We start from the raw sequence: 11,166 nt of genomic DNA, 5'->3' as shown, positions 1-11,166 counted from the left end.
GCACACCCTTGGGGGATGATTTGTTTTACCGCATTCTAATATTGCGGTCGTCTATCTTTCAAACCCAAAGATGCCGATGAAAAACTTTATTAAATGATTGGCCCATTCATTTTGTTTATATAAATGAACACTGCCCTGATGGTCGGCACTGATAGGAAGACGGAAACGCTGAAGCGGGGAAGCGGGGAAGCGGGGAAGCGGGGAAGCGGGGAAGCGGGGACGAAAACGGACGCCGGAGGCGTCCGCAAGGGGCGACGACGCATCCATGCGTCGCCGGCAGGCATCAGGTTGTGATCAGGCGGCGTTGTAGCGAGGCAGCCAGGAGCTGAGTCGCTCGCGCTCGCGCTCGAGGTCGAGCGAGAAGAAGTGGTTGAGCACCTGCAGCGCCTCGTCGAGGTTCTCGCACGGCCACTCGTTGGTGACGGTGTGGCAGTTCCAGTCTTCGACGTGATAGCAGCAGTGACCACCCTTGGCGGCACCCTCGGCATCGAAGCGCAGCTTGTAGCCGGTCTGGGTGCGTGGATTCCACTTGTAACGGATGCTGTTTTCAGTTTCGTCAAACATTGTCGGGCCTGGTCCGGTTGAGCATTTGAGGGGCGGGCGATCGAGGGGAGACGCGGTACCTGTGGCCTGGTAAGGACAGGAATGATGCAAATAAGCAACAAACCATCCGTGCTGCATCATCAACGCCATCTCACACCTTCAGTCTAGTACAAAAAAGCAACAGTCAACAAGCACAATCGAGCCAAAATGTCCATAAACCTGAAAACTGATGCTGTCTTCACAAAACCCGGCACAGAGACCACCCAAGCAATCCCCCTGCCGCAGTCGTGGATTTTTCACAACACGAAGACCTTTTGTGTAACTTCGGCGCAACAAAACACGACACTCAGGGGGCAAAGACAACACGAACAGGGCCGCGCAGGCCGGCCTCGACCCAATCAAAACAGCCACTTGAAAGCGCAGCATCTCGACCATCGTCAGTCATGGCGAAGGATGCGGGAGGGGGTGAAGGGAAGCGTGGGAAGCAGGGAAACGATGAAGACGGCGATGCGTGACGCCGCGCGCACGACACACGATACGACGACGACGCCGACGACAAGGCTGCCGACGACGCCGAGCGCGAGACCGGATCAGCCCGGATGCGTCGCCTCATCGCGATGCCAACTCAGCGCGAGCGGGTCGTGCGGGTCGACATGTGGCATGAAAGGGAGCTTGCGGTCACTGTTGGTGACCTGATAGATCAGGCCCATCCAGTTGCCGAGCACGCCCTCGGCGGTGTCGTGCCAGGTGTTGTCGAGCCCGGCGACGATGCGCGCCTCGGGGAAGGGCGGCAGCGCCTCCCCTCGCTCCCGGGCCGCGATCACTCGACCGCGATACTCGTCGAGGATGGCCCGCGCCTGCAGCCCGAAGTAGGCCTCGGGGAAGGGCGGATACTCCTCGCGCTGAGCGGCGAAGAACAGACGCACCTCGCGCTTGTACTCCTTGAGCAGCGAGATGGTGTCGTACTCCGGATGGCCCTGGAAGAAGACCTGACGCAGCCCATCGGCGCTCACCGCCAGATGCACCCCGGCCGCGCTCTCGGCGAGCACGTGCAGGCCGGCGGCCTCGAACTGGGCGCGCGAGACCTCGTTGTAGCGCGAGTGCGGCACGTCGAAACAGGTGTTGACGTTGCTCACCAGGGGGTGGGAGCGATCGAACACCCGGTGCGGATAGACCCCCCAGCGCTTCTCCGCCAGACGCCGACGACGCTGGCCATAGGCGAACTGCAGCACCGCATGGGTCGCCAGACAGGAGAACAGGGTCGAGCAGACATACTCGCTGGCCCACTCCACCACCTCGATCAGCGGCTCCCAGAACGGCTCGTCGGCCAGTTCCGGGCCGGTGACGTTGGCGCCGGTGATGATCAGCGCATCCAGCCCCTCGGCGCGAATGGTCTCGAACGACTCGTAATAGCGCTCGATATAGGCGCGGGCCTCGTCGCTGCGTCTGAGCCCGTCGAGGGTGAATGGATGGATGTAGAACTGGGCGATCTGGTTGCTCTGACCGATCAGCCGGAAGAACTGCCGCTCGGTGGCCGCCAGCGCCGGGTCAGGCATCATGTTCAACAGCCCGATATGCAGCTCGCGGATGTCCTGCTGCAAGGCGCGGTTGGGTTCGAGGATGGTCTGCCCCTCCTCGCGCAACCGGCTGAAGGTGGGCAGATCGTTGTGGGCGACGATGGGCATGGACGTATCAGGGCTCCTCTCGGTCAGGCGGCCACCGCCTGGGCGGCGATCGCCGATTCGACCAACTGCAGAAAGTCTTGCTCGTCGCGCACCCGGGCGACGTCCTCCGAGGAGACCGTATAGCCGTGGGGACGAGCGATGGCCTCGTAGCGCGGCACCCGCGAGTGGAACAGACGCGGGAACACCCAGCGGGTGAAGTCATCGGGTTCGATCTCGGCGACATAGTCGAGACCGCGCTCGGCGAGATAGTCGGAGACCGCCTCGCGGAGGAAGTCGGGACGGTAATAGAGCGGCTTGGGGTCGGCCTGGGCGCGCTCGATCAGCTTGATCTCGTCGACCTCGGGGACACGGATATAGAGGATCAGACTGTGCGCGGCCAGCAGATCGATCACCCGCGGCTCGTCGAGCTCGCACAGGCTGCCGCCGACATCGTTGACCAGATGGGGATAGTTGTAGATGTCCTGCGCCTTGCGCACGAACTCGGGCAGATCGAGCATGGCGGCGATCTCGGCCTGACGATAGAGCGTCTGGCGGCGGCTGAACTCCTCGAGTCCGAGCCCGCCGCGCTCGGGGTTGCCGAGCTTGCCGACGAAGCTCATCACCGGCCCCAGGTCGGTGACCTTGATGTTGTTGCGCATCGAGATCCAGTCGCGCCGCAGCAGCTCGCGCAGGAAGGGATCGCGCATCGCATGCGCCTTGACCAGATCGAGGATCGGCTCGTCGAGATAGCGGGTGCCGATGCGATAGTCGCCGGAATAGTGGAACCAGTCCTGCCGGCGCAGCATCGCCGACAGATGGGTCTTGCCGACACCGGACATGCCGAGCAGGGTGACGCACTTGTGGGGCCAAGCGCGGAATTCTTCGACCGTGAACTTCAAGGACAATGCTCCTGGATGCTGCGATGGACGATCACCGCGCGCCGGCGAGGCGAACCTCGCGCCCGGCGGCGGCGACCGGGATCTGCACCCGATGGTAGTCAGTCCGTCCAGCGCTGACCAGCGTCGGCGTCAACCACGCCGCGCCTCGAGCGCCTCCCAGCGGGCGAAGGCCTGCTCCAGCTCGCGCTCCACCGCCTCGAGTTCGGCGCGTGTCGTCGCCACCGCCTCGCCCGCTTCGCGATAGAACGCGGGATCGGCCATGCGCGCGTGCAGCTCGGCCTGGGCCTGCTCGAGCGACTCGATCCGCGCCGGCAACTCGGCCAGCTCGCGGGTCTCCTTGTAGCCGAGCTTGCCCCCCTCGCGCTTGGGCCGCGGCGCCGGCGCCGTCTTGGCCGGGCGGGCGCGTTCGCGCTCGGCGGCGGCCGCCTCGGCCTCGCGACGCGCCTGCTGACGCTGCCAGTCGGTATAACCGCCGACATACTCGCCGATCCGCCCATCACCCTCGAACACCAGGGTGCTGGTGACCACGTTGTCGAGCAGCGCGCGGTCGTGGCTGACCAGCAGCAGGGTGCCCTGGAAGTTCACCAGCAACTCATCGAGCAGCTCCAGGGTCTCGGCGTCGAGATCGTTGGTCGGCTCGTCGAGCACCAGCAGGTTGGCCGGTCGGGTGAACAGCTTGGCCAGCAGCAGGCGATTGCGCTCGCCGCCGGAGAGCGCCTTGACCGGCTGGCGCGCCCGCTCCGGGGTGAACAGGAAGTCCTTGAGATAGGAGAGTACGTGCAGGCTGCGGCCCTCGACCTCGATCTGATCGCTGCCCTCGGCGACGTTGTCCTGGACGCTGCGCTCGGGGTCGAGCTGGGCGCGCAGCTGATCGAAATAGGCGACCTCAAGGTTGGTGCCCAGCCGCACCCGACCCTGCTGCGGTTCGAGCGCGCCGAGCAGCAGCTTGAGCAGGGTGCTCTTGCCGGCACCGTTGGGACCGATCACCCCGACCTTGTCGCCACGCAGGATCAGGGTGGAGAAGTCGCGGATCACCGTCTTCTCGCCCCAGGTGTGGGTGAGCCCCTCGGCCTCGACCACCAGCTTGCCCGAACGCTCGCCGGCGTCGACGCGGATGCGCGCCTGCCCCTGCTGCTCGCGCCGCGCCCGGCGCGCCTCGCGCATCGCCTCGAGCGCGCGCACCCGGCCCTCGTTGCGGGTGCGCCGGGCCTTGATGCCCTGACGGATCCAGCGCTCCTCCTCGGCGAGCCGGCGATCGAACTGGGCCGCGGCCTGGGCCTCGGCGTGGAGCCGCTCCTCGCGCCGGCGCAGATAGTTGTCGTAGTCGCCCGGCCAGTCGGTGAGCTTGCCGCGATCGAGCTCGAGGATGCGGGTGGCGAGACGCTGCAGGAAGCGGCGGTCGTGGGTGATGAACAGCAACGCCCCCTGGAAGTCGACGAGGAAGGACTCGAGCCAGTCGATCGAGTCGATGTCGAGATGGTTGGTCGGCTCGTCGAGCAGCAACAGGTCGGGCTCGGTAACCAGGGCGCGAGCCAGCAGCACGCGGCGCTGCTGACCGCCGGAGAGCGCCTCGAAACGCCCCTGCGGATCGAGCCCGAGACGCGAGATGACCCGCTCGGTGCGCTGCTCGATCTCCCAGCCACCCTCGTCGTCGAGCCGCTGCTGCAGCCGTGCCAGGCGCGCCAGCTCGTCCTCGCCGGCATCGGCGCCGAGGGCGTGCGAACAGGTGAAGTACTCGCGCACCAGCTCGCCGAGCTCGCCGAGCCCGCCGGCGACCACCTCGAACACGCTCGCCTCATGACCGACCGGCAGCTCCTGGTCGAGCTTGGCGATGCGCATCCCCTGCCCCACCCGGCGCTGACCGCCATCGGGCTGGACCTCGCCGGCGACGATCCGCATCAGCGTCGACTTGCCGGCGCCATTGCGGCCGATCAGACAGACACGCTCGCCCCGCTCGATGGTGAAGGAGACACCGTCGAGCAACGGCGGCAGACCATAGGAGAGGGAAACATCATCGAGACTGAGTAGGCTCATCGGGTATCCTGGTGCGATTGCGGGAAGGGAGCGTCGGCACGGCCGATCGAAGACCCCCGAGGTTAGAGAGGGCGGACAAGGCGCGCAACAGCCGACACCGCAGCCACCAGGGCGTGAGGCTGCGCCCACGAGACGAAAACGGGGTACACTCTCATCCCTGATTCGCACGCGCGACCCGCGCCCCACCCTGGAGTTGATACCGATCCGATGGTGAAGAGCGTCACACTTCGGGATGCCTGGTCCGGAGAGGCAAACTGCCTGAACTGCTCGCTGCGAGCCTCGGTACTGTTCGCCGGGCTCGAGGAGACGGACTTCGAGCGCATCCACGACCCGATCGACCAGTTCACGCTGAAACCAGGCACCGCACTCTATCAGGCCGGCGACGGCGCCGGATTCATGTTCACGGTCCGCAGCGGGGCGCTCAAGCTGGTGCAGTATCTCCCCGACGGCAGCCAGCGCATCGTGCGCATCGTGCGCACCACCGACGTGCTCGGACTCGAGGCGCTGCTCGAGGAGAGCTATCACCACGACGCCGTCGCCCTGCAGCCGACCGAGGTCTGCCGCTTCCCGGCGCGCGCGGTGCGCGAGCTGGGGATCGAGAACCCGGCGCTGCACCGCGAGCTGATGGCGCGCTGGCAGCACGCCCTGAGCGAGGCCGACGCCTGGCTCACCGAGCTCTCGACCGGATCGGCCCGACAGCGCGTCTCGCGCCTGCTGCTGCGGCTGGTACGTGACCGCAAGACCAGCGAGTGCCAGCTGTTCAGCCGCGAGGACATGGGCGCCATGCTCGGCGTCACCACCGAGACGGCCAGCCGCACCATCGCCGAGTTCAAGCGTCAGAGCCTGCTGGTCGAGAGCGCGCCCAACACCTTCCTGCTCGACATCCCCAACCTGCGCCGTATCGCCGAGGACTGAGCCGAGTCCGCCCCGGCTCGCGGTTGACCGATTTCAATGCCCCCTCGGGGGCCGCGCCCTACCCTGCCCGCTCTGGAAGCCGAGCGCCACGACACCCACAGCCTCCGCTCTCGCGGCCCGAGCTCCCCGCAACCGGGGCCGGCTGCCCGCCGGCGGACGCGCACGGATGCAGGGCCAGACACGCGCGCGACCACCGACGGAGTTTTTGAGCGCATGAAACAGAGCCTGTACCAGGAACGGTATCCGGTCTATTGTCTCGAGATCGGTCGCGAAGAGACCAGCTACGACTCGGTCGAGGCCATCTGCGACTACTTCCGCGCCTGTATCGAGCGCTACGACTCGGCGCGCTTCATCGCCGAGTTCGACCACCACGCCCACACCAGCGCACTGCCCGAGGGCCATGTCGGCGAGGGCATCCTCGCGGCCAAGAACCTGATCTTCTGCTTCGGCATCTCGTTGCCGGACGTGCAGGTGCTGGCGGTTCGCCCGCGCTCGATCGGTATCGCCGAGACCGAGGCGGGCTTCGTCATCACCTTCATGGAGGCGCCGATGCCGGTGGCCAACGCCGCCATGGAGGACTGGGCCTGTGGACTCTGCGACAAGGCCCCCCAGCCCACGACCTGCAATCGGAGCCGAACCATGCGCATCGCCGTCACCAGCCAGAACTTCCGCACCATCACCGGACACGCCGGCAAGACCCGCCGCTTCCTCATCCTCGAGGCCAACGCCGAGGGTGCCACCGAGGTCGAGCGACTCGATCTGCCCGCGGGCATGTCGCTGCACGACTACCACGGCGACGATCACCCACTGTTCGCGCTCGGACTCGATGCGCTGCTCACCCAGGGCGCCGGACAGGGTTTCGTGCAGCGCATGTCGCGCCAGGGAGTGGTGGTCCACACCACCAGCGCCACCGACCCGATCGAAGCGGCGACCATGCTCGCAGCCGGCAAGCTGCTCCCGGCGGCACACCCGCACGAGCACTGAGCCGACCACGCCCGGCCGCCCCGCACCGGGGCGGCATCAATCCCATGAAGAAAATGAGGGGAAGACCGCAGACCGCCCTCTTGGATGACAGAGCACACCCCATTAGAAGACTTCGGAAACAACCAAAAAAGCCTTCGAAAGCAAGTGCATGAAGAAGTCTGCAGACCTCTCCAGACACCCCTTCATGCAGCGCTCCGCCCCCACTGAAGCAGCCAACGGCTAACATCCGCCTGCCCTTCGATCTTGCCGCAGGTCATTCCTCTCGCATATTCCCCGCACTAACCTGTGGCCTCAGGCGCCACCGGCGCTGGATTTTGCGCGCCACCGCCGCCATCAGGGTGGCACGTCATCGATCCAGCGCAGCGACGTCGTCGCTTCACCCTATGTTTCGGCTCCCTCTGGAGACCCGCCTATGCTCGACAGTACCATGATCGAACTCTCGCGGTGGCAGTTCGCCAGCACCGCGATGTATCACTTCCTGTTCGTCCCCCTGACCCTGGGTCTGTCCTGGATCCTGGTGATCATGGAGAGCGTCTATGTGATGACCGGTCGCGAGATCTATCGCGACATGACCAAGTTCTGGGGCAAGTTGTTCGGTATCAACTTCGCCCTCGGCGTCACCACCGGTCTGACCATGGAGTTCCAGTTCGGGACCAACTGGGCCTACTACAGCCACTATGTCGGCGACGTCTTCGGCGCACCGCTGGCGATCGAGGGGCTGATGGCCTTCTTCCTCGAGTCGACCTTCATCGGCCTGTTCTTCCTCGGCTGGGAGCGACTCTCCAAGCGCCAGCACCTCACCGTGACCTTCCTCACCGCGCTCGGCTCCAACCTCTCGGCGCTGTGGATCCTGGTGGCCAACGGCTGGATGCAGAACCCGGTCGGCGCCGAGTTCAGCTACGAGACCATGCGCATGGAGATGACCAACTTCATGGACGTGGTGCTCAACCCGGTCGCCCAGGTCAAGTTCGTGCACACCGTCGCCGCCGGCTATGTCACCGCCTCGATGTTCGTGCTCGGGATCAGTGCCTGGTACATGCTCAAGGGTCGCGACCTGGCCTTCGCCAAGCGCTCCTTCTCGGTCGCGGTCGGCTTCGGTCTGGCCTCGATCCTGTCGGTGATCCTGCTCGGTGACGAGTCGGGCTACGAGGTCGGCGACGTGCAGAAGGTCAAGCTCGCGGCGATCGAGGCCGAGTGGCACACCGAGGAGGCCCCGGCGGCCTTCACCCTCTACGGTCGACCGAGCAACGAGGACGAGGAGACGCACGACGCGGTGAAGATCCCCTGGCTGCTCGGGCTGATCGCCACCCGCTCGCTCGACCAGGAGGTCGAGGGGCTCAAGGACCTGATGCACGAGCACGAGGTGCGCATCCGCAGCGGCATGATCGCCTACGAGTATCTCGAACGACTGCGCGGCGGCGAGGACACCCCGGCCAACCGCGCGGTGTTCGAGGAACACAAGGACGATCTCGGCTACGGACTGCTGCTCAAGCCCTATACCGACAACCCCGCCGAGGCCACCGAGGCGCAGATCCAGCTTGCGGTCAAGGACTCGATCCCCGAGGTCGCGCCGCTGTTCTGGAGCTTCCGCGTCATGGTCGGCGCCGGGGTCTGGATGCTGTTGCTGCTGGTGCTCGGCTTCTACTTCAACGCCAAGCGGGTGATCCAGGAGAAGCGCTGGCTGCTGCGGCTGTTCCTCTATAGCATCCCGGTGCCCTGGATCGCCGCCGAGACCGGCTGGTTCGTCGCCGAGTTCGGTCGTCAGCCCTGGGCCATCGGCGAGGTGCTGCCGACCAGCATCGCCGCCTCCAGCCTGACGGTCAACGACCTGGTGATCAGCCTCACCGGCTTCATCCTGTTCTACACCCTGCTGTTCATGATCGAGATGTTCCTGATGTTCAAGTTCGCGCGACTCGGCCCGAGTTCGCTGCACACCGGGCGCTATCACCACGAACGTCTTGCCAACCCGAGCGCGGGCATGACGCCGGCCACCGCCCCGCAGAAACAGAGCGACTGAGACGGAGGTCAGACATGATTCTCGATTACGAAGTCCTGAAATTCATCTGGTGGGTGCTGGTCGGTGTGCTGTTCATCGGCTTTGCCGTCACCGACGGCATGGACATGGGCGTCGGCGCCCTGCTGCCCTTCCTCGGCAAGAACGACAGCGAGCGGCGGGTGATCATCAACACCGTCGGCCCGCACTGGGACGGCAACCAGGTGTGGCTGATCACCGCCGGCGGCGCGATCTTCGCCGCCTGGCCGCTGGTCTATGCGACCGCCTTCTCGGGGTTCTACTTCGCCATGCTGCTGGCGCTGTTCGCGCTGTTCTTCCGCCCGGTCGGCTTCGACTACCGCAGCAAGATCGCCAACCCCCACTGGCGCAACGCCTGGGACTGGGGGTTGTTCATCGGCGGCGCGGTCCCGGCGCTGGTGTTCGGCATCGCCTTCGGCAACCTGCTCCAGGGCGTACCCTTCCATCTCGACAACCTGCTGCGCCCCTACTACACCGGCAGCTTCTTCGGCCTGCTCAACCCCTTTGCCCTGCTCGCCGGACTGGTGAGCCTGGGGATGCTGGTGATGCACGGGGCGGTCTGGCTGCAGCTGCGCACCGCCGAGCCGATCGCCGGGCGCGCCAAGCGGATGGTCAAGCTCGCCGGGCTGTTCACCATCATCGCCTTCGCCCTCGCCGGGCTGTGGCTGACGCTGGGGGTCGACGGCTATCGGGTGAGCGCGATGCCAGCGCTCGACGCCACCCCCAATCCGCTGACCAAGGATGTCGAGATCGTCCCCTACGCCTGGCTGGCCAACTATGGCGCCCACCCCTGGACGCTGGCCTTCCCGGTACTCGGGTTCGCCGGACTTGGGCTGGCGGTGCTGCTGTCGTTGCGTGACCGGCCGGGGCTCGGTCTGGTGGCCAGCAGCCTGGGGCTGACCGGGATCATCGTCACCGCCGGTGCGGCGATGTTCCCCTTCATCATGCCCTCGAGCACCAACCCCGACAGCAGCCTGATCGTCTGGGACGCGGTCTCCAGCCACCTCACCCTGACGGTGATGTTCTGGGCGGCGGTGATCTTCGTCCCGCTGATCCTGATGTACACCACCTGGACCTACGCCAAGATGTGGCGACGGGTGACGGTCGAGGAGATCGAGGCACAGGACCACCTGGCCTACTGAGCAACCGCGCGCGGTCCGACCGCGCGCACGTTACAGCCGACCCCGCCCACCGATGCCGGGCGGGGTCATACTGGGAGGATCGCATCCATGTGGTACTTTTCCTGGATCCTCGGCGTGCTGCTCGCGCTCGCCTTCGGGGTCATCAACGTGATGTGGTACGAGTCCGAGCAGTTCCGCGGCCCGGCCGACGACGACTGATCTCGCCGCCCGGGCGCGGTGCGTTCAGCCCCGCGCCTGGATCGGCACGATGGTGATCTCCACCCGCCGGTTGAGCCGGCGTCCCGCCTCGCTCGCGTTGCTCGCGATCGGCCGGTCCTGACCATACCCCCGCGCAAAGATGCGCTGCGGCATCACACCGCTACGCTCCAGATACCCCTCCACGGCGACGGCCCGACGCTCCGAGAGCGTCTGGTTATAGCTCGCCGAGCCGGTGCTGTCGGTGTGACCGGCGACCCGCAGCTCGGTCTTGCCGTAGCGACGCACGATCGCCGCGATCTTGTCCATGGTGCTGTAGAAGCCGGGCTTGATGCGATCGGAGTCGACCTCGAAGCTGGTCGCACCGGTCATCCCCACCACCAGCTGATCGCCGGGCAGCAGTTGCACCCGAATCACGCCGCGCGCGATCTCGTCGGCCAGCGCGCGCTCGAAGTCACGCCGCTGCTCCTCCATGTAGGCACCGACCATGCCGCCGGCGAGCGCGCCACCGACGGCGCCGATCAGTGCGCCACGTCCGGCGTTGCCACCGAACGAGCCGATGATCGCCCCGGCCGCGGCCCCCGTGGCGGTGCCGATCGCCGCCCCCTGGCCGGTCTCGGTCATCCCCGAGCCATCGGCGGCGCAGCCGGAGATCAGGACCGCCACCACGGCGGCGACCGCGGTACCCTTGGTAAGCGCTGTATGCTTCATCAAAACTCCTGCGTGTTGCGACGATCGGCCGATGCGGCCGGGGATGC

9 protein-coding genes and 1 pseudogene are annotated in these 11,166 nt (G+C 66.1%); 5 read left to right on the top strand and 5 right to left on the bottom strand.

Annotated features, from left to right (window positions below):
- Window positions 1-294: 294 nt before the first annotated feature.
- The 4 genes from ACAM26_RS05620 to ACAM26_RS05605 form a co-directional block, all read right to left on the bottom strand.
- Window positions 295-564 carry a hypothetical protein gene (locus ACAM26_RS05620; protein WP_005224002.1) on the bottom strand — a complete coding sequence of 90 codons (270 nt, stop codon included), beginning with the start codon at window positions 562-564 and terminating at the stop codon, window positions 295-297.
- A gap of 569 nt (window positions 565-1,133) precedes the next feature.
- A complete protein-coding gene (locus tag ACAM26_RS05615; protein WP_123139422.1) occupies window positions 1,134-2,228 on the bottom strand; it encodes a homoserine O-succinyltransferase in 1,095 nt (364 codons plus the stop codon).
- Between the two features lie 23 nt (window positions 2,229-2,251).
- Entirely contained in the window at window positions 2,252-3,106 is an 855-nt protein-coding gene (locus ACAM26_RS05610; protein WP_123139423.1) for an ATPase, read from the bottom strand.
- A gap of 129 nt (window positions 3,107-3,235) precedes the next feature.
- Complete coding sequence (locus tag ACAM26_RS05605) at window positions 3,236-5,140, bottom strand: ATP-binding cassette domain-containing protein (protein ID WP_132229069.1); 1,905 nt, start codon at window positions 5,138-5,140, stop codon at window positions 3,236-3,238.
- Between the two features lie 207 nt (window positions 5,141-5,347).
- On the opposite strand from ACAM26_RS05605, the gene ACAM26_RS05600 reads away from it, so the two are divergent.
- The 5 genes and pseudogenes from ACAM26_RS05600 (at window position 5,348) to cydX (ending at window position 10,411) form a co-directional block, all read left to right on the top strand.
- Window positions 5,348-6,055, top strand: coding sequence for a Crp/Fnr family transcriptional regulator (locus ACAM26_RS05600; protein WP_123139425.1), 708 nt, complete (start codon window positions 5,348-5,350; stop codon window positions 6,053-6,055).
- 213 nt (window positions 6,056-6,268) lie between these two features.
- A pseudogene (locus ACAM26_RS05595) lies at window positions 6,269-6,652 on the top strand (DUF6858 family protein); the annotation flags it as partial.
- 799 nt (window positions 6,653-7,451) lie between these two features.
- Window positions 7,452-9,056: a cytochrome ubiquinol oxidase subunit I gene (locus ACAM26_RS05590; RefSeq protein ID WP_123139426.1), complete on the top strand. Its 1,605-nt coding sequence runs from the start codon at window positions 7,452-7,454 to the stop codon at window positions 9,054-9,056.
- Between the two features lie 14 nt (window positions 9,057-9,070).
- A complete protein-coding gene (cydB, locus tag ACAM26_RS05585) occupies window positions 9,071-10,213 on the top strand; it encodes a cytochrome d ubiquinol oxidase subunit II (protein WP_123139427.1) in 1,143 nt (380 codons plus the stop codon).
- Window positions 10,214-10,300: 87 nt separating this feature from the next.
- Entirely contained in the window at window positions 10,301-10,411 is a 111-nt protein-coding gene (gene cydX, locus ACAM26_RS05580; RefSeq protein WP_082806015.1) for a cytochrome bd-I oxidase subunit CydX, read from the top strand.
- 24 nt (window positions 10,412-10,435) lie between these two features.
- Here cydX and ACAM26_RS05575 read toward each other — a convergent pair whose 3' ends face one another.
- Window positions 10,436-11,119 (bottom strand): OmpA family protein, encoded by a 684-nt coding sequence (locus ACAM26_RS05575; protein WP_123142999.1) that lies wholly within the window; start codon window positions 11,117-11,119, stop codon window positions 10,436-10,438.
- Between the last annotated feature and the right edge of the window lie 47 nt (window positions 11,120-11,166).

It is taken from the genome of Marichromatium sp. PS1 (assembly GCF_041155115.1).
Taxonomy (GTDB): Bacteria; Pseudomonadota; Gammaproteobacteria; order Chromatiales; family Chromatiaceae; genus Marichromatium; species Marichromatium gracile.
Note: the sequence above shows the minus strand (reverse complement) of the source record. Positions and strands in the feature narration are given on the sequence as shown.

What these genes read in the sequence shown, in the direction of transcription:
- ACAM26_RS05605 (WP_132229069.1), bottom strand. Translation starts at nt 5,140, where the DNA reads ATGAGCCTACTCAGTCTCGATGATGTTTCCCTCTCCTATGGTCTGCCG.
- ACAM26_RS05615 (WP_123139422.1), bottom strand. Translation starts at nt 2,228, where the DNA reads ATGCCCATCGTCGCCCACAACGATCTGCCCACCTTCAGCCGGTTGCGC.
- ACAM26_RS05575 (WP_123142999.1), bottom strand. Translation starts at nt 11,119, where the DNA reads ATGAAGCATACAGCGCTTACCAAGGGTACCGCGGTCGCCGCCGTGGTG.
- ACAM26_RS05590 (WP_123139426.1), top strand. Translation starts at nt 7,452, where the DNA reads ATGCTCGACAGTACCATGATCGAACTCTCGCGGTGGCAGTTCGCCAGC.
- ACAM26_RS05620 (WP_005224002.1), bottom strand. Translation starts at nt 564, where the DNA reads ATGTTTGACGAAACTGAAAACAGCATCCGTTACAAGTGGAATCCACGC.
- ACAM26_RS05600 (WP_123139425.1), top strand. Translation starts at nt 5,348, where the DNA reads ATGGTGAAGAGCGTCACACTTCGGGATGCCTGGTCCGGAGAGGCAAAC.
- cydX (WP_082806015.1), top strand. Translation starts at nt 10,301, where the DNA reads ATGTGGTACTTTTCCTGGATCCTCGGCGTGCTGCTCGCGCTCGCCTTC.
- cydB (WP_123139427.1), top strand. Translation starts at nt 9,071, where the DNA reads ATGATTCTCGATTACGAAGTCCTGAAATTCATCTGGTGGGTGCTGGTC.